Origin of the sequence: Vibrio sp. Y10_XG_PY6 (assembly GCF_024181795.1) — a bacterium.
In the GTDB taxonomy this organism is placed as follows: domain Bacteria; phylum Pseudomonadota; class Gammaproteobacteria; order Enterobacterales; family Vibrionaceae; genus Vibrio; species Vibrio diabolicus.
In genome coordinates, this window is record NZ_JAMZAQ010000004.1 from 60269 (window position 1) to 80014 (window position 19746).

15 protein-coding genes are annotated in these 19746 nt (G+C 40.6%); 10 read left to right on the forward strand and 5 right to left on the reverse strand.

Translation table 11 applies throughout. The features are described 5' to 3' along the window. Positions 1-8 precede the first annotated feature (8 nt). Genes NL644_RS18820 through NL644_RS18835 form a run of 4 tightly spaced genes read left to right on the forward strand, consistent with a single transcriptional unit; the run spans position 9 to position 3595 of the window. Positions 9-1196: a beta-ketoacyl-[acyl-carrier-protein] synthase family protein gene (locus tag NL644_RS18820; RefSeq protein WP_114322571.1), complete on the forward strand. Its 1188-nt coding sequence runs from the start codon at positions 9-11 to the stop codon at positions 1194-1196. Then, positions 1189-1653 carry a hotdog family protein gene (locus NL644_RS18825; RefSeq protein ID WP_017634799.1) on the forward strand — a complete coding sequence of 155 codons (465 nt, stop codon included), beginning with the start codon at positions 1189-1191 and terminating at the stop codon, positions 1651-1653. The genes NL644_RS18820 and NL644_RS18825 overlap by 8 nt, the downstream gene beginning before the upstream one ends. Next, entirely contained in the window at positions 1650-2375 is a 726-nt protein-coding gene (fabG, locus tag NL644_RS18830) for a 3-oxoacyl-ACP reductase FabG (RefSeq protein ID WP_114322572.1), read from the forward strand. The genes NL644_RS18825 and fabG overlap by 4 nt, the downstream gene beginning before the upstream one ends. Further along, a complete protein-coding gene (locus NL644_RS18835) occupies positions 2372-3595 on the forward strand; it encodes a beta-ketoacyl-ACP synthase (protein WP_114322573.1) in 1224 nt (407 codons plus the stop codon). Before fabG ends, NL644_RS18835 begins: the two co-directional genes overlap by 4 nt. Before the next feature lie 44 nt (positions 3596-3639). On the opposite strand, the gene NL644_RS18840 is transcribed toward NL644_RS18835, so the two are convergent. Beyond that, positions 3640-4230, reverse strand: coding sequence for a membrane lipoprotein lipid attachment site-containing protein (locus tag NL644_RS18840; RefSeq protein WP_114322627.1), 591 nt, complete (start codon positions 4228-4230; stop codon positions 3640-3642). Between the two features lie 343 nt (positions 4231-4573). Here NL644_RS18840 and NL644_RS18845 point away from each other — a divergent pair, with 343 nt between their 5' ends. Further along, positions 4574-5896 (forward strand): site-specific integrase, encoded by a 1323-nt coding sequence (locus tag NL644_RS18845; RefSeq protein WP_140087470.1) that lies wholly within the window; start codon positions 4574-4576, stop codon positions 5894-5896. 191 nt (positions 5897-6087) lie between these two features. Here NL644_RS18845 and NL644_RS18850 read toward each other — a convergent pair whose 3' ends face one another. Next, positions 6088-7416, reverse strand: a complete 1329-nt coding sequence (locus NL644_RS18850; RefSeq protein WP_114322575.1) for a type II toxin-antitoxin system HipA family toxin — start codon at positions 7414-7416, stop codon at positions 6088-6090. Then, positions 7410-7649, reverse strand: a complete 240-nt coding sequence (locus NL644_RS18855) for a helix-turn-helix domain-containing protein (protein WP_025787161.1) — start codon at positions 7647-7649, stop codon at positions 7410-7412. Before NL644_RS18855 ends, NL644_RS18850 begins: the two co-directional genes overlap by 7 nt. Before the next feature lie 506 nt (positions 7650-8155). Here NL644_RS18855 and NL644_RS18860 point away from each other — a divergent pair. Continuing rightward, entirely contained in the window at positions 8156-11809 is a 3654-nt protein-coding gene (locus NL644_RS18860; protein WP_114322576.1) for an ATP-dependent RecD-like DNA helicase, read from the forward strand. 1145 nt (positions 11810-12954) lie between these two features. Here NL644_RS18860 and NL644_RS18865 read toward each other — a convergent pair. Beyond that, positions 12955-14139, reverse strand: coding sequence for a hypothetical protein (locus NL644_RS18865; protein WP_114322628.1), 1185 nt, complete (start codon positions 14137-14139; stop codon positions 12955-12957). A 105-nt stretch (positions 14140-14244) separates the two neighbouring features. Here NL644_RS18865 and NL644_RS18870 point away from each other — a divergent pair, with 105 nt between their 5' ends. Beyond that, positions 14245-14436, forward strand: a complete 192-nt coding sequence (locus tag NL644_RS18870) for an AlpA family transcriptional regulator (protein WP_072612274.1) — start codon at positions 14245-14247, stop codon at positions 14434-14436. Between the two features lie 14 nt (positions 14437-14450). After that, positions 14451-15245, forward strand: a complete 795-nt coding sequence (locus tag NL644_RS18875; RefSeq protein ID WP_013571352.1) for a hypothetical protein — start codon at positions 14451-14453, stop codon at positions 15243-15245. Between the two features lie 425 nt (positions 15246-15670). Here the strand turns inward: NL644_RS18875 and NL644_RS18880 are convergent, their stop codons facing one another. Continuing rightward, positions 15671-16180, reverse strand: a complete 510-nt coding sequence (locus NL644_RS18880) for a DNA repair protein (RefSeq protein ID WP_229652707.1) — start codon at positions 16178-16180, stop codon at positions 15671-15673. A 149-nt stretch (positions 16181-16329) separates the two neighbouring features. Between NL644_RS18880 and NL644_RS18885 the strand changes: the two genes are divergently transcribed. Both NL644_RS18885 and hsdR read left to right on the forward strand, forming a co-directional pair. Beyond that, positions 16330-16560 carry a helix-turn-helix domain-containing protein gene (locus NL644_RS18885; protein ID WP_074544459.1) on the forward strand — a complete coding sequence of 77 codons (231 nt, stop codon included), beginning with the start codon at positions 16330-16332 and terminating at the stop codon, positions 16558-16560. Positions 16561-16749: 189 nt separating this feature from the next. Next, complete coding sequence (hsdR, locus tag NL644_RS18890; protein WP_114322629.1) at positions 16750-19194, forward strand: EcoAI/FtnUII family type I restriction enzme subunit R; 2445 nt, start codon at positions 16750-16752, stop codon at positions 19192-19194. Positions 19195-19746: the final 552 nt, after the last annotated feature.

The following is a 19746-nucleotide window of genomic DNA, read 5'->3' on the forward strand; positions in this document are numbered from 1 at the left end:
ATAACAATATGCCTATTCGCTCTTCTCAACCTTTGTATATTCAGGCCTGTGGCTTTCACTCTGCCATGGGACAAGATGACGCGCTCATCCACCAGTGTTTATCGGGAGCGAAGCCATCCAACATGTTGGTTGACCAAGATATTTTAAATTCAGGCCGCCAAACAGTAATCGGTCGAATTGCACAGACGTTACCGCAATTACCGACCGCACTCAGCCAGTTTGATACGAGAAACAACCGCCTCGCACTTTCGGCTTTACAGCAAATCGAAGGCGACGTGCGTGACGCCATTGCTAAATATGGCCGTGACCGTATCGCAGTCGTGATCGGCACCAGCACATCTGGCATTTCAGATGGCGAAATCGCATTTGGCGAAAAGCTGGCAAACGGTAATTTTCCTGCCGACTACCATTACACCAAACAAGAGCTTGGTAACTGCAGCGATTTTATTGCCGCCTACTTTGATTTGAGCGGCCCACATTACTCAGTTTCAACCGCCTGTTCTTCTAGTGGCCGTGTCTTTTTAACCGCGCAGCGCCTGATTCGCTCTGGCATTGTTGATGCGGTTATTGTGGGTGGTGTAGATACCATTTGTCGCCTCACACTAAACGGCTTTAACGGTTTAGAAGCTCTATCCGATACTCTTTGCAAACCATTTGACCAACATCGTAACGGCATCAATATCGGCGAAGCCGCAGCATTAATGTTGCTAAGCAAAACACCTGCACCCGTTGCTCTTCTTGGAGCTGGCGATAGCTCAGACGCGCACCACATTTCCGCACCACACCCAGAAGGGTTAGGCGCAGAAGAAGCGATGAAAAAAGCGTTGGCCAATGCAGGACTTACAGCGCAAGACATTGGTTACATCAACGCGCATGGCACAGCAACGCCGTTAAACGATGCGATGGAAAGCAAAGCCATTCATCGCTGCTTTGGAGACTCCGTTCCCGTAAGCTCGACAAAGCCACTCACCGGACACACATTAGGCGCAGCGAGTGCAACGGAAGCCGCGATCGCTTGGCATATTCTCAAGTACAACCTTGATTTGCCAATACAACACTGCGAAACCAAGGCAGACGATATCCATATATCGTTAGTTGAGACGCCAACCAAACTGGGTAACAAAGCGATTCTCAGCAACTCTTTTGCTTTTGGTGGCAATAATATTAGTCTTATTTTTGGTTACGCTCATGACTAAACTTCCTCCCATCGAACAACTTTTGCCACACGACAAACCAATGATCTTGGTCGATCGTGCTTTAGATGTTCAACAAGATACGATTCACTGCCAGGTTGATATCGCAGAACACAACCCGTTCTTCGACTCGGCCTCTCAAACTGTGCCAGCTTACGTTGGCATTGAGTTTATGGCGCAATCTGTCGCGGCGTGGTCTGGTTACCACGCATTAATGAAAGAACAAGCGCCACCGATTGGCTTTTTACTTGGTAGCCGTCGATACACGTCTGAATGCGATACGTTTTCTCGCGGACAGGTGCTCGATGTGTATGCTGAAAAAGTTATGGAAGATAACGGTATGGCGGTTTTTTCAGCCCGTATTGAGCTACAAGGAACTGTTGTAGCGACTTGCCAATTGAACGTTTACGTTCCATCAGAAGAAAAATTACAAGAAATGAAAATCAGGAGTCAACAATGACCCGACAAGTCCTCGTTACAGGTGCCAGCAAAGGCATCGGTAAAGCCATTGCCGTTCAATTAGCCAAAGATGGTTTCCAAGTCATTGTCCATTACATGGGCGATCAACAAGGCGCGCAAGACACCCTAAACACTATCGAACAGCATGGTGGTAGCGGTCGTCTTATCCAATTCGACATCAGTGACCGTGCAGATTGTCGTGAGAAGCTAGAAGCCGATATCGCCGAACACGGCGCTTACTATGGCGTCGTAAACAACGCTGGCATCACAAAAGATACCGCTTTCCCTGCGATGACCGAAGAAGAATGGGATGGCGTGATTCATACCAACCTAGATAGCTTCTACAACGTTCTTCACCCTTGTGTTATGCCTATGGTGCAAAAGCGTAAAGGCGGCCGAATTGTTACGCTTGCATCAGTCTCTGGCCTAATGGGGAATCGTGGTCAAACTAACTACAGCGCAGCGAAAGCGGGCGTAATTGGTGCAACAAAATCACTCGCGCTTGAACTGGCAAAACGCAAAATCACCGTCAACTGCGTTGCTCCAGGGCTTATCAACACAGGCATGGTAGATGAACACGTAAAAGAACACGCGATGCCGCAAATTCCTTTGCGCCGCATGGGAGAGCCACAAGAAGTTGCTGGTTTAGTCAGTTACCTTATGTCTGACATCGCAGGCTATGTAACTCGCCAAGTCATTTCGGTAAACGGAGGCCTAGTATGAGCCGTCGAGTTGTTGTAACCGGAATGTCGGGTGTGACTGCGTTTGGTAACGATTGGCAGTCTGTCGAACCAAAACTGCGTGACTGCCAGAACGCGACGCAATACATGCCTTCTTACGAACAGTATGATGGCTTGAACACCAAGCTCGCGGCACCCATTTTAAATTTTGAACTCCCAAAGCACTACAAGCGCAAACAAGTACGCGGCATGGGGCGTGTTTCCAAATTAGCGACCGTCGCAACAGAAAACGCACTAAGCCAAGCAGGTTTGATTGGTAACGACGTGCTAACCAACGGTCAAACGGGTATCGCATACGGCTCATCAACAGGCAGTACCGACGCAATCGGCGCATTTGGTGTCATGCTGAATGAGAAAACCACTAAAGCGATCACCGCAACGACTTACGTGCAGATGATGCCGCATACTACGGCAGTGAACGTTGGTCTATTTTTCGGTTTGAAAGGCCGAGTGATCCCAACCAGCAGTGCATGTACCTCTGGCAGCCAAGCAATCGGCTATGCCTACGAAGCGATCAAACACGGCTACCAAACGGTAATGGTTGCTGGTGGCGCTGAAGAATTGTGCCCAACGGAATCCGCTGTCTTCGATACCCTTTTTGCCACCAGTCTGAAGAATGAAGACCCGAAAAGCACACCAAGACCTTATGACTCCGATCGCGATGGTTTGGTGATTGGTGAAGGTGCGGGAACGCTGGTTCTGGAAGAGTACGAACACGCCATCGCTCGTGGCGCGAAAATCTATGCAGAAATCATCGGTTTTGCCAGCAACTGTGATGCCGCACACGTCACTCAACCACAGATGGAAACCATGCAAATCTGTATGGAAATGGCTTTGCAAAACGCGGGCATTCCTGCGGAGAAGATCGACTATGTATCTGCTCACGGCACTGCCACCGACCGCGGTGATATTGCAGAAAGCAACGCAACAGCGAATGCTCTGGGCAAAGTGCCAATCAGTTCACTCAAGAGCTACTTTGGCCACACACTAGGCGCGTGTGGCGCAATTGAAGCGTGGCTAGGTTTAGAAATGATGCACACGGGTTGGTTCAACCCAACGCTCAACCTAGAAAACCTCGACGAGCAATGTGGCGATTTAGACTACATCGCCGGACAAGGCCGAGAGCTGGACGTGAAATATTTGATGAGTAACAACTTCGCCTTTGGAGGCATCAACACCTCCATCATCTTTAAAAAGATGTAATGCCCTTAGTAAATGCAAAAGCGCTGGTTAGCCAGCGCTTTTTGTTAGTTGAAGGCAACTGAACGGTGCTTGCAACGATAGATATCAGCAGAAACAGATGTTGGAGTTTGTCCTTCAGACTCAATAATATTAGTCACATGATATCGATTACCACCCGCCATGTAGACTTGGTTAGACAACTCATCAAAAAGAGAGCCTTTCTGGCTTTCTGATACAACTTTGTTTCCAATCACTTTGCACTCATTGTTTTCGACTTCTGCAAACGAGATGGGTTGAACTTCATTTGCACCAGGTAGTAATTTAACTTTCTCAGCTTCTAAACTGATTTTGGCAACCTGGCAGTCATAAAGCTCCGCAACAACACTAGATGGGCGTCCACGGCTAGTATCTAGAACAGTTGCAATATGGTATCGGTTTCCACCAGATGCGTAAGTTTGATTCTTAAGTATACGATCTACATTGTTTGGATGAACATCCTCGATCGTGTAAGAGTCAACCATTCTGCAATTAAGGTTTTTAATTGCAATATCAGTAATTGGGGTAATATTTATAGCTTGGGGTAAAACACGAACTTTGCGTGTGACACACCCACTTAAAAGACTAACAATCAATGCAGTCAAAATTATTTTTTTCATGAGTTTAAGCATCAAAATAAAGCTCATGTAACAGAGCTAAGTTAATACATTTGAGACAAGATCGACAAAGCCCCGACAACTCAAAGAGTTATCGGGGCTTTTGAATAAATGGCACGCCCTATTGGATTCGAACCAATGACCATATCCTTAGAAGTGATGTAGTCACAGGATTACACACAATTACCTAAAGTTACATTGCCATTTAAAATCAACGATTTAATGACAATAAATAAGATAACAGTATCACTTATAGTTACATTTGGCTACACTAGACTAAACAGTAACCCGACTACATAGCCGACTACGAAGTTTAGCTAATAGCAGTTCATTCAAGGTAACTAATATGTTAACTGTAAAGGAGATAGAAGCATTTCCTGCAAAAAAAACTGCTTACTATAAACCAGATAGTACAGGCGAAAGAGGAACTGGGCGCTTAACTGTTCAAGTAACTCCCGCAGGTTCTAAGATCTTCAAGTTCAAATACCATAAAGAGAAGAAAGAAGTTTTCATCGCTTTGGGTAAGTTCCCTGCTCTAACTTTATCTAAAGCACGTGATCTAGCTAACGAGTACAGTGAAATGCTCTCTAAAGGATTAGATCCAAAAAATGAGCTAGAAAGGCAGTCTGAAGAGAAGAAAACAGCAGAACGTGAAAAAGATCAATTAGGCACCTTTGAGCAACTTATTGAGTTCCATAAGCAGAACAAACAAGATAATGGAAATCGTAGTCACGAAGACGAATATCAGCTCATAGTGAAAAATGTGTTCCCTCATCTCGACATACATCGAAAAGCGAAAGATTTTGAAACTGAAGATTTTTTGGACATATTAGCAATCCCAATTGAAGAAGGATTTGTGGACAAGAGTAATAAAATTCGCTCCATTCTGCATGCGGCATTCAACTTCGCTTTAGGGTACGAAAATAACCCTAAATTCAGAAAAAGAGAAACCAAATTCGCTCTTGACCACAATCCGATATCGAAAATACCAAAACAACCTGAAAAAATTGGTTCACACTTCCTATCTTGGAATGAAGTAACCCAATTACTTTATGACATGGAACATAGATTTGATGATTTAAACCTTGCATACCAAACCAGACAAGTGCTAAGGCTTTGTTTTTACTTGGGAGGGCAACGACCTCACGAAGTGGTAACGATCAAATGGTCGCACATAAATTTTGATCAAAAAACTGTTCTTGTCAGCGAAGCTTTCCAAAAAACAAAGAAAAATCACATGCTTCCTCTGACTAACTCTGCAATCCAAATACTAGAAGAAATCAGAGAACAAACGGCTACTATTGGTAGCCCATTTGTTTTCTTTAAGAAAACAAATTCAAATGAACATATGCCTACCAACACTATTGCTCAAGCACTGCTAACTTACAAAAAAGTTACAAAAATTAGGCCTTTTGTCGCTAGGGACTTTCGGAGAACAGTAAAAACATTGGGAGGGGAAATCAAGATTCCCAAAGAGTACCGTGATCGTATACAGGGGCATGCTATCAATGATGTATCTGGTAGGCACTATGATATGTATGAGTACATTGATGAAAAACGATTGGGACTTGAACTATGGGAAAAGGCGCTCAATTCACGCCTTGAAGATTATAAGCTAGTATTTTTTGAGAGAGAGCTTCCTTGGAAGAAAAAGAGCCTTACCTCCTAATACAACTAATTTTATCTACGATAAGTGCCAAGAAAGACTCGATAGCTCAATCACAACCAAGCCATTGCCCTTTCGAGTTACAGGCGTGGCTGACAACTAACAAAGCGAGCGGTAGCTTGACCATCCCCAAAAATATCAAAACAGTCGTGTAATAACTTGCACGACTGTGAGGCTTTTCTTTAAATACTGATTTATTTTTTTGTCAATTGAATCTTCTTAACTGTCTTTAAGACACCGTTAAATATCTTATCTCTTACGCTTTCATTGATATCAGGTGGTAGCGAGTTTCCGACAGAATCAATCACCGCCCTTGCCGTCGATTCAAACTCATCAAGCAATAAGCGAACCTTTTCTCGCCTTATGTTCGGGACGTTCATAGTGTGAAAGGTATCTTCGAAATGGCGCGGTTGAAGTTGGTGCCACTTCCATTTTCGCCCACTAGTGCCACGTAAGCTCATTGCCATCTTGATCTTACGCTCACTCAAACCACGCCCACCTGTCAGTGGATGTGCCGAGATAATGTCATACAGTGGTGCAAGCTGATATCGACCAGATGCGGCTATACTTACAGAGAAATTCTTTCCATGCCCGTCAATGGCAGCTAGTAGCCAAAACAATATCTGAGAACGTGCAAAAGTAACGGTATCGTTGATTTCGTATGAGTATCGCAAAATATCAATAGATTCTTCTATGCCGATACCACCGTCAATTTCATATTTTCTAGCTGAGGGAATCCCTTTTGCCTGGCAAAAATCCTCATGGGGCAAGCGCAAGTAATAGCTGTTATCAGAAGATAATTTTCGGTCAAATCGCTCAACAGACAAGGCACGAACATCACCAGCACGAATAATGTCACAGTTTGCCGTTTGAATGCCGAACGCCTTTGCTAGCCTCATACAAATCAACTCATTATCTACACTAGCAGACAAATCAATAACATTGTTCTGAGAAACAATTTCACCTATTGGCAGCTTGATAATATGCGTAGTTGGAGTCATTCCCTGTGGTAGCATCCATCTTCCATCGTGAAACAGTAAGGCTGTCTTTTCCTGCGCTCCCGCTATCGAGATCCTAAAATCATCTTCCTCTTTCAGCATCCCCAAAGGAGCGCCCTCCATATATCCCTTTAGGATTCTAACCAATTCCTTTTCGGATAACGCCTTTGCGGTTATGGTTCGATGATCATCTACATCAAAGCCCTCTGGAACTAGCGTGATAGCACCTACAGCATCTCGACCAACCTTAGCTAATAGGTCGAATGGCTGTTTAGTATCTGCTTTATAGCGAGCAGCTATTCTATCTCGTATCTGTTGATTATCTGGCAGTAAGTTATCAAAGAAGTTAATAACCTCACTGCCAGTATACGCATCCTTCCTGAGAGGCATAGAAAGCGAGATAGGACGACCATTTGGTGCTAAAACCCAACCCGAATCGTAAGTGAAAACATGTGCGCCGTTTGTGCGCTTTTCAAGTACCCCAACCTTTACGCCATTCATGTAAGCATGAAGTCGATTCACCATTCGTCAACAGCCCCTTTAGTTTCAATAATGTGCTTGCCTTTCGGCACAATATGCATTTCTAGTCCATTGATAGACAGGAGCTTGAACAATGTTTCTATCGTGGATTTTTCAGGGTTGCTTTCAAAATTAGATACTGTTGCTTGTCGCAGACCAAGATCTGTTTGCTTTAGGCCGCTTTCCTTTCGGGCTTCGCGTAACGCATTGCCGAGAGCTGTCGGTGTGTTGACTAGCATTATGATACCCTTAGTTAGATATGAAGATAGTATGCATCATATACCCCATAAAGTATATGGCGCAAATATACTTTATGGGGTATATTAAAACAATATACTTCACAGAGTATATTTGATTTTTATACTCCAAACAGTATATGAGCAGAAGTTAGTCAGAAATCTTTCCAAAGCACATATCCTCCAAGAGTTTCAAGTAAAATGACTTAGTGAAATAGACCTGTCGTAAAAAGGTCAACTAAATTGTTTGCGATATCTGGTGTAATGCTAAAGCTCAAGAGCGCACTATGGTTCGCAACTCGGAAGAAATCCTTCTCGGTTGCCTAAATCACCTTTGCCCCAAAGCTTCTTAGCCTAAGACTCTAGGCACTGTTTTCCTGCTTCGCATTGACCTACATTTGCTAATGTTAGATTATGCACTTAGATCGATATACTTTATTATCAAAACGTTGATAGAAATTGAATAATTAAAATATGATGAGAAATGGATTTTTTGAAGGGGACTATTAATGGTTGAAACAAATAAATTAAAAATAAGCCATGTGCAACACTTTTCAACAAGAATCCCATGGAAAGACAATGATTATACTGGTCGAATAGATGATAACCCTCGGTATAATGTTGCTGCTCAAGTAATTCCAAATATTGCAACATCACGTGACTTGGATTTTGAGCAAAAAAATAATGGAGAACGTTACGAGCAAGTAGGGTCAGTAAAAATGCAAAGCTGGATCACCGAAAATGCAGCATTTATGAGTGATACCAAACTTTATCTTAAAATGAATCATCCATATAAAAGTGGAAATGATAAGTTCAAGCACTTTGAAGAAACAACTTTTGAGGTCGAGCCTTATTCATTCTTATTACGTCCTTTTTCATGGACTTTAAAAGACAATGCAAATCAAAAACAAAAGTATCACAACTTTTATTTTGACTTAGAAAAAACAGAAAGAATGTTAAACTGGTCAAGTTCATGGGTATCACATGGCAAATCACAAAAAGGTATTTTCGAATATTTTTTCTCAGGAGTTAGCCCTAATAATTCATTGATTTTTCCATATTACAAACAAGTTCCATTTATCGATGATAATAGACGTGTAATAGCTGGAATAGGAAATATAATAGCGAATGTTGAAATTCATGAGTATGCGTCTGATGAGAGTAGTAGTGAAAAAAATTATATTTGGGAAAATAATACTCCTCATTCAATAAGAGTTAATGGCAAAGATGGTTTTTTAATGCCATATCATGAAATTTCTGATTATGTTAAAGAACACCCTGACTTTGATGTGTCAACAGTCACACTGTTTGAAGCGGCGGGTTTTAGATCTGAATTTTCTTATGCAGCTGAATGGGTTAGTTACGATGCAGCTATTGATGTGCTAAATCAAGCGAAAACTGCATTAAATAATATAGCTAAAATCAAGCTAAAAAAAGCCAATCATGAATGGGCTAATGTTCAACTTGAATATATTGACAATCAATTACAAAGTGTTTGGAATCAACGTGGTATATTCCCAGGGTTAGGTTCCATTTTATCAGCTTTCGGTGTTAGATATGGTTTTGATGTTGCTAAATTTATTGACACTTCTGAAAATGATTTGATTTCTGAATTGAATTTATACTTTTCAGGTGAGAAAGAAACTGGAAACGAACAATTGGATAACAGCTTGGCTGATAAAGAGGATGAGTTCTATGGTTTACTAATGGATGAAAACAAAACTCAATTCTTTGAGCTTTTATCCCGATTGAACCTTTCTATTGAACAAGCGATTTTTGTTTGGACTAATCTGAAGAGCTGTGCGGAAGAAATTGTTGGAAACCCATATCTTTTATTCGAACTTACGCGAAAAGAGAAAGACATTCATCAAATTACAATTTCTCAAATCGACAATGCAATGTTTGTTAATTCTTTGGTGAATAATAAGTATCCACTCAATAAACCAACAAAAATGAGAACTAATAGTGATAAACGCCGATTTAGAGCTATGGTGATATTTGTTTTAGTCCAAGCTGCAAATCAAGGGCATACTTTACTTAGTTATGATCAACTTGTCGAAAAAATAAATAATTTGCCATTAGATAATAAAACAGATTTTCAAACAGAAAAGATTGAAGGTGTTCTAAGGTTCTTGCAGGAAGGTGAGTTGTACATTGATGTAGAAAACGAATACATAAAACTAAAAGAATATCAAGATTATAAACAAGTGGTAGTCGATATAGTGAGTAGCCGTTTAGGTACTAGCTTACCAACTAATCAAAACTGGAAAGAAGTCATTGATGGATTATTTGGACAACTCGAAGAAAATAATAAAGAAAAAGATGAACAGGCTCGTAATGAAAAGGCGACAGCGTTAAGGACTCTCGAATCATCTAAGGTATCTGTCTTATTGGGAAGAGCAGGAACGGGTAAAACGTCAGCATTGGGAATTTTTGCTTCCTCTAAAGAAGTTAATGCAGGTGGAGTATTAGCATTGACTCCTACTGGGAAAGCAAGAGTTCAACTCGAGAATTCGTTTAAGAAGAATAATGTTATAGCTGAGTTTATGACAGTGGCACAGTTTTTAATTCGTTCAAATGGTTTCAGCTGGAACACAATGGCTTATGAAATGCCGAGCCGACCTAGTTCGAGTGTTGCCAAAACAGTAATTATCGATGAAAGTTCAATGCTTACTGAAGATATGTTTGCTGGCATATTAAAGCTTGTTGATCCTCATGCTCAAAGAATTATTTTTATAGGAGATCCAAGTCAATTACCTCCAATAGGAGCAGGACGTCCATTTGTTGATTTTATTAATTATTTAGATACTTCATATCCCGAAAATGTTGCAACATTGAAAACAGAGATGAGGCAAGGCTCAGGTGGAGATGATTTATCATTTGCTCAAATATTCTCTAGTTCGGACTCAGTGGATAAAGATGTAATTTACCGTATTCAAAACAAAGAAACAGATAGTCGCCTTAAATATATTCAATATTACAATTTAGATGAGTTGGATAAATTGTTATTAAAAGAGTTAGTTGAAATTGCAGACATGACAGATGAATGTGATATTGATGGATTTAACAAAAGCTTGGGAGCTACTGTAGATAAGTATACAAATTATCCAACCAGTAAATGTATAGAAAACTGGCAAATTTTATCTCCAACAAAATTCATTGGTACGGGAAGCTATTATTTAAACAATCAAATTCATCAGAAATATCGTCAAGATATTGTTGATAAATGGAATTCATACGCTTGGTCAAAAAACAACCCTCAATCCGTTCAAAATATTGTTTATGGAGATAAAGTTATATCTAATGTAAATGGTGAGGTAGATTTTTGGGATGGATCATCGGGAAAAGAATATATTGCAAATGGTGAAATTGGTATTATGGCAAGTTACCCAAGTCACTATGGCAAAACAGATAGAAATACTAAATGGTATAAGTTCCGTTTTGGTTCATTTGAGGGGAAATTGTTTTCTTATACAAAAAGTGATTTTGGTGGTGATAATAACGACTCTAAGTTAGAACTTGCTTATGCTCTTACTGTTCACAAATCTCAAGGTTCTAGTTTTGGCAAAACTATGGTAGTCGTTAATGGTAAAAGTTCATTTGTTACAAAGGAACTTTTGTATACTGCGTTGTCTCGGCAAAGAGAAAAATTGACTGTATTAAGTGATTTGTCAATCCAGGAATTAGTCCAGTATACAAATGATTGGTATTCGGATACCAAACAACGATATACAGACTTATTTGAAACTCCAAATATTATTGAGATAGAGTTTAATAAGCAAAAACGATACTTTGAAGAAAAATTGATCCATAAGACGATTCGTGGTGAGATGGTTAGATCAAAGTCTGAAGTAATCGTGGCTAATATTCTTGCTATGATGAATATAGAGTATTTTTATGAAAAGCCATTAAATGTTCGTGGAAAAACCTATATTCCTGACTTTACTCTTCGACACCAAGGAAGAATCGCTTATTTAGAGCACCTTGGAATGCTAAACGATAAAGCATATGAATATAATTGGAGTAAGAAAAAGGAGAATTATGAAAGTGCAGGAATATCAGAGGTTCTTGGGAATCTTATAATTACTGAGGATGGACTAAATGGAAGTTTGGATGCAAAGTCAATAGAGAGTAAAATCCATGCATGGATGAATAATGGCTAATATATAGTTATTCCACTTACGGAGATGTTTTATTTTGGTATAGAAATCTTGCTCATGGAGTAAGGGTTTTTCCATATCTACTGTATTTTGCTACATTAATTAAAAATTCTAAGATGGCTCTGCCCAAAAGCTTCCATCTCAGGTACTGCGAACAGCGGTGCCTGATTGCGTTTTGGGATACGAAAAGTTATTCATGGGTAGCTAAATTAGAAGAATCACTGACACATTTCTGTCCAAAAAAGAGTTTGAATCTAGGCTAGGATTAACTGACTAACGAAGTAGAGCAATGTTCACTCTTAATAGAAAAGCTACAGAGCTAAGCTCTGTAGCCTAGCTAACTCTGCGCCAATAGATAGGTAACTCTGAACAGGTGGGGAAATAGGCACTACAGTGCTTCTAGTGAGATCAATACAAAATTAAATCGTTATCGGTATTATCAAGAACACTGTTCTCGTAAATTTATAACTACATTAACTTTTTTGTTTTTTGTTTTTTTGCTTTTTAATATGAAAAAACAAGTTATGTTTGAACACTGTTCTGAACATTTTCAGTCCTGAACTTACCTATTTATATCCCTAAAGTAATACTAGTCACCCTTATGGATAAAGGCTTTCTGGAAAAAATAAACTACTTTAGTTATCCCTAAAAATCCGATGAAGAGCAAAGCGGATTTTTTCGATGCACGAAAATTACATTGCAGACGAAGCAGACAAACGTCTCTGCACGAAAGCTTGCGCTACGTGCGAACAAATAAAAAAGTGTCACACGAAGCACTAAAACTGTCTTTTGCGACACAGCAATTGCGCTCTGCGACAACAAAAAAAAATCAACAAGAGTAAACTTTGCTCATTTATTTTTAATTTTTCGGTCTTGCTCCTTATATTAAAGCTATAACCGTTATAATAGTTATAACAGTCATAATAGTTATAACATATTTTTTTGAGGGAATGTAGCCTTATTTAGGTCCAAGGATTAATAACCAATGAATAAAAACGACAATATAAAAACAATTATTATTCAAACAAGAAAACTCAAGGCATTTAATAGAGACACTATTCCACGAAAAATCATGCTGCTTGCCAGCATGAATACATTTAGTTATTTACCTATTTGACAATCAAATTATTATAGTTGACCTTCTAGTGCTAAATAATTTTATTCTTCAATTTGTATACAGCAGTTCGTGACACACCTAATATTCTCGCAATCTCATTCATCGTAAGAGATGGGTCATCATCTCTTTCTTTTAATAGCTGTTTCAACTGTTCACGCTTCGCTATGTTAGGATTGGTGCCTTGTTTCGCTCCGCTTAAAACGGGGAAATTATTAACTATCATAAACGCTTCATATCTGCGTATACAGTTTAGGAGTGTCAACGATTTTTGAATGTTATTCGCACTCTTTAACCAGATCAGAGCATCCTTAATTTTCCACAAGTTTGCCTCAACGTCCCCTCCTAGCACCCTTGCAACGTTTACAATCCAATCGTCGTAGCAAGAAGTAATGTTGTCGATATCATTAATTTGCTCGTAAGCATGTGGGTAATGCTCCCGTGCAAATGCCAGTATAGCTTTCGCATAGCTTTGCCAGCCTGCGTTGTCTCGATCCAGTTTGAGTAGCTCAGACATCACCAATCGCGGCTCTACTGAGAATAAGTTAAGCCAAGAATAAAGAGTTCTTGCATCCAAGCGTTCTTTACCTTGTTTATAGTCTTCTAGCTTACTTTGCGCATCTTCATCATCACTATGGCGATAGACGGCAGAAATCAATCTTCTTGTGGCTTTCTTATATGCTAAAGCACTCCTAGAAGAGTGATGATCTCGACAATAGTATGGAGACTGATTCACTCGTTTGTAGCAAAGCGCACAGAAAGGTAAAGCCAAAGTAGTGTGTTTTGTTTGAGTATTGTCAGATGATGGCCTTTGAGGTGTCAATCCCTTCGCTTTAACGAGCATTTGCTCAATCACATCAATGTATTCGATAACTTCATCGTTTTGATCTTGAAGTAATCCTTTTGGTGAGAGATTCGATGTTGGGGTTCTGAAGCTAATAAGCTTATCAATTGATGCAGACAACCCTCCTGCAAAACGAACGAACTCCTTAATGGTATTCGGCTTTCGATCCGCAAAAGTCTTAAGAAAACGAAGATTTAACATTAACACTTCAGACACTTCTAACTCTAAATCAACATCAAATGCTTCAATAACAGATATACCATTTGGACTCTTCTTTTGAGTTAGCTTTTTGTTTTCACTTCTAGATCGTGCTTCAAGTTTCTTAAGGTTGTCCTCCAGTTTCTTTTCAAGTACTACCGCAGCTACCTTATCCATCAGTGTAAACCCCATTATGTCTTTTCTTTAATCTACAACACTTGCGTTTGTTTTCATACGATTACATCAAACAGAAACATAAAAACAAAAATGAGAAGAATAAAAATGATAGATAGTAATTTTATAAGAGTTAGTGAGTTGGCTACGTACTTGAGCATAAGCAAAGTAACAGTCTGGCGTTGGAGAAAAGAAGGTCGTCTCCCTGCGGCTTGTGCAATCAGTCCAAGAGTTGTCGGATGGAAGCGTGAAACTATTGAGTCATGGCTCGATGAACAAGCAAATAACCAATCGTACTAGGGGTATGTAAGTAAATGAATATTGATACTAACTTACAAACTAACGCAACTGACTTACTTCCAAAAGCAAAGCTAAAGTTCGAGCATGATCTAATTAACATCGGGCAAAACCCTGAAAAAGGGAAACCTTTTGAACTGTTCTATGAAAAATACAGTCAAGCAATAGCGGAAGGAAAGCCCTTCCAGAACCCCGCACAATTGCAAACGGCCGTCGGCGGTAGATACTTAAAAGCACAGATCGCTTTTAATGTGTTGGAGTCTCAACAATCTAACCTCGATCATAAATTGCGAGAAGTTCCTGAATGGTTTACTGCGCCCCTTGAAGCGGCTCTAAAGCTTGATATTACTGCTCTATGGCAATCAGTCGAACAAGACATTGCGACTGTAGTCGAAAATCGAGTGAAGATAGCAGAACACCTTTCTGAGCAAAGGAAACAACAAGCAATCCAATCAGGTGAGCTAGTAGAAGAACTACAAGACAAGCTAGCAGAGCTACAAGAACTTCCGCGACAATTAACTGATCTCACAAGTGATAATGATCGCTTAACTGTCGAAGTAAAAAAGTTGAAAAACAAAGTCTCTGAGTTACAGGATAGTGCCGATGCATCTTTCAGTTACCAGCGCGACAATGCTGTATTGGAAGACAACAATGCGAAGCTTAAATCTGAAAATCAGAATATGAGAAAAGAACTTGAGAAAACTGCTGCCCTTCTACAAGAAACGCTTATCAAGAAAGCCCATTTGGAAGGTCGATTAGAAGAACGCGGCGAGTTTTCTAATACTACCAGCGAAAACGCGCCCTCAAGCTAATTCTGAATCACGATGAGCCATTCCCAATCGTGGGAATGGCTATACAATATTACCTAAAATCGAAATTTAATGCACAGAATGCTGTTCAGTGCGATCGCAAAGGTCAATTTTATGTGGACATTGTAATGAACAATGTTCGCGCTATCATTAACAGCGAGAAGACTCATATCTGGTTTATCTGTCGCTATTCCCACTACATCGACATCTTAGACTCAATTCTCGAAGCGTTTGCAGCCGAACAAAGCTTAGTCATTGAAAGCAGAGAAAATTCCCCCACAAATTAAAGCAAGATCCCATAGCACCTCACAAATCACTATCGAACCGCTGACTCATTCCCACGCATGGGAATGACGACAAAGAGAGTCCAACTACGAACTGGTTCCTAAAGTGCAGACCGCGAGTTAAGAACCACCCTTTTTACAAGCTTAGCGCCTATCTTGACTAATAATCTTCTCCAAAATTTCTTTTTTATATTCAGTAAGTAATGCTTCACTCTCTAGCTTTTCTATTTCGTTGTTCAAATGTTCACCATGAACTGGAAACAGATCCAACAGTTCTTTATGTGCGACTATTTGAACATTAATTTCAACGATTTTGGTGTTTAACTGATCTTGGTATTGTCGCTCTTCGCTAACAGGCTCTGGCTCTAAATACCCTTGGCCGACTCTATGCTTTTCTTGTGTGACTTTTTTGCCCCCGACGGCAACAAATTGAGCGTTATTTATTCGAGGAGGGCTTAATCGCACAACCTTTCCTTCTTGTTCGAGTATTTTCAAAATTCGATAAGACTGATTATTAAATCTCTCAATTTGTTCATCAGTACAGTAATACTCATCAAGCATCGGTTTAAGCAGTGCTTGGTAGCTATACAGGTCAAAATATTCGTCAGTCTCAAAAGACTTAAGGCTTTTGAGGCCGATTTTGTATAACTGCATTGTCCCAACTCTCATACATAAACACCTGCTGTCACTTAAATATTGGTATAATATATTATACTAGGATTATTTGGTCAATCAGTTGTTAGATAGCGTATAAATATGGAGTTATGTACACTTGATAAAGTAGTAATGAAAAAGAATAAGAAATGAACAATCTGGCAAAAGAAATATCAAAAAACATTGCAGCTCAGAGACAGAGATGTGGTTTATCAAGCACTGAAGCAAGCTTAAAAGCGGGATTTAGCAGAAGCTACCTAAGTAAAGTTGAGAAAGATGGTGTCAGAATCACAATTGAAAAGCTTTATCAGCTAGCTCGAATTCTCGATTGTGAGGTAACTGATCTTTTACCAGTAGACCGTCCAGACTTGTTAGAATAGATGAAGCTTAAAGCCTTAAGCTTTCACGAACAACTACACTGCTCTCGCAGTGTAGATTTCTACCTGTGTAGTTCCTTTGCCTATTTTAGAAAAACACCATCCACTTCACTGATAAGTCAGTATCTTTTCTGCTTTTATGCATCCTTTGGTATAGTCATGAAATGCATTTGTACTGAGCTGGCTAGTAGCATGGGATCGACAATCAATAAATCAAAGCTATCTGAAACCGACATCATCACGAAATTCATTCTTCCTGCTATCAAAGATGCAGGATGGGATGATATGTCTCAAATCCGTCAAGAAGTTAAACTGCGTGACGGTAAGGTCATTGTTCGTGGTCAGGCAGCGGCGAGGAAAAAGGTTAAGTCTGCGGACATCGTCCTTTACCATAAACCGAGCATGCCTCTAGCCGTTGTCGAAGCAAAAGCGAATAAGCATGAAATCGGCAAAGGTATGCAACAAGGTCTAGATTACGCCAGCTTACTTGAAGTCCCTTTTGTCTTTGCCTCAAATGGCGACGGTTTTATCTTCCACGACAAAACCAACCCAGCTCAACTCGAAACTGAAATTCGACTTGAAGACTTCCCGACACCTCAGCAACTATGGGACAAGTACTGCGTTTGGAAAGGCTACAAAACCGAGCACCTTCCAGTTATTACTCAAGATTACAATGATGATGGTAGCGGTAAGTCTCCGCGCTACTATCAGCTACAGGCGATAAACAAAACTGTGGAGGCGGTCGCAGCAGGACAAAACCGTGTACTCTTGGTTATGGCAACAGGTACGGGCAAAACTTACACTGCATTCCAGATTATTTGGCGACTGTGGAAGTCCCGAGCCAAAAAACGCATCCTATTTCTAGCAGACAGAAACGTTCTGGTCGATCAAACTAAGAGGAACGATTTCCAGCCGTTTGGCCCCGCTATGACTAAAGTCACTGGTCGAACAGTCGATCCCGCTTACGAAATCCACCTAGCTCTGTATCAAGCTCTGACTGGCCCAGAAGATCACCAAAAAGCATACAAACAGGTCGATCCTGATTTCTTTGATCTTATTGTCGTTGACGAGTGCCATCGTGGCAGTGCCGCTGAGGACAGCGCATGGCGCGAGATTCTTGAGTATTTCGGTTCAGCGACTCAAATAGGGTTAACCGCGACACCGAAAGAAACCGATATCGTGTCTAACACCGAGTACTTTGGCGATGCCACTTATACCTACTCTCTAAAGCAAGGTATTGAAGACGGTTTCTTAGCCCCTTACAAAGTTGTGCGTGTAGATATCGATGTAGATTTACAAGGTTGGCGACCAACCAAAGGACAAGTCGATAAACATGGTGAAGTCATCGAAGACAGGATCTATAACCAGAAAGACTTCGACAGAACTATGGTCATTGATGAGCGAACAGAACTGGTTGCACAGACCATCACCAGCTACCTCAAGCGCACCGACCCGATGGCGAAGACCATTGTGTTCTGCAATGACATTGACCATGCAGAACGTATGCGACGAGCGCTGATCAACTGCAACCCTGAGCAAGTTGCTAAAAATGAAAAATACGTAATGAAAATCACTGGTGATGATGAAATCGGCAAAGCTCAGCTTGATAACTTCATCAGCCCCAAAAAGGCTTACCCTGTTATCGCAACCACCTCAGAACTTATGACTACAGGTGTCGATGCAAAAACTTGCAAACTGGTTGTTCTTGACCAGGGCATTCAGTCGATGACCAAGTTTAAGCAGATTATCGGTCGCGGTACTCGTATCGATGATCGTTACGGAAAGCTATGGTTTACCATTCTCGACTTCAAAAAGGCGACTGAACTGTTCGCTGATGAGCGCTTTGATGGTGTCCCTGAGCGAGTTAAAGAGACAAAACCAGAAGACTTCGATACCGATGATGGACTCGATGAGATCATCGATGGTGAGGATGAACTTGAACAAGATGATCCATTTGAAGGGGAAGATATCGACCCTGAAAGCATCCATGAACCAGAGGCTTTATACGACTCAGGTTCATCTCCTTCTGACGGTAGCAATTCCGATGATGATTGGCAGGATGAAAACCGAGTTAGAAAGTTCCATGTCAACGGTGTAACGGTGAAAGCCATTGCCGAACGTGTTCAATACTACGATGCCGACGGTAAACTCGTAACCGAGTCGTTCAAAGACTATACCCGCAAGACGATGGCAAAACAGTTCACCTCAATGGATGACTTTGTTAAGCGCTGGCAAGATGCCGATAAAAAGCAAGCAATCATTGATGAACTGGCAGAGGAAGGCATCATCTGGGAAGCATTAGAGCTGGAAGTCGGCAAAGATCTCGACCCATTCGACATGATTTGTCATGTCGTGTATGACCAACCAGCACTCACCAGAAAAGAACGTGCAGACAACGTCAAAAAGCGCAACTACTTCACTAAGTACGGTGAAACGGCTCAGCAGGTGTTGAACAACCTACTGGACAAGTACGCAGACGAAGGCGTTCAAGAGATTGAGAATATTCATGTACTCAAAGTTAAGCCTTTTGACGAGATGGGACGCCCTGCTGAAATCGTCAAAAAGTGCTTTGGTGGTAAAGAGCAGTACTTAGAAGCTATCAGTGAACTAGAGTCGGAAATCTATCAATCGGCATAGCTCGTGAACCACAGCTAAATACAAAAATACACAAGAGATGTTTTAGATGTTACCTGGTTCCATATGGTTGGAGTTGTCTGTCTTCAACATACTACTGTAGAGAGCTACACAATATGTTTAAAGACGTGATTCCTATAGTTCACAAGCCTCCTAACACCTCTACATTGGACTGGATAGATCAACATTCCCGCCACAATAAGACCACCAGTCCTAACGACTTTACAGACAATGCAGTGATATTGGTATCCCAACTTTTGGGGTTAGTCAGTTAGCCTATCAATACCAGATAACATTTCCGTGGCATAAACCATAATATTAACAGGCGATTGTTATAGAGCAGCAATTTATAATCAGTGCAAATTTTAAAGCTTATCTACACCTTGCAAGTTACGTCAATTCCATTAAATTACAGCACATTAGACAAAAAGCGTGCATGTGAAGAAAAAATCTCCAAGACCCGAGATGAGATACAGTTTGAGGCATTTTTCTATATCCAGTGTTTATCCAATCCAAGACGAAATACTTGTGCAACTATCGGTCTGATCCAAATGA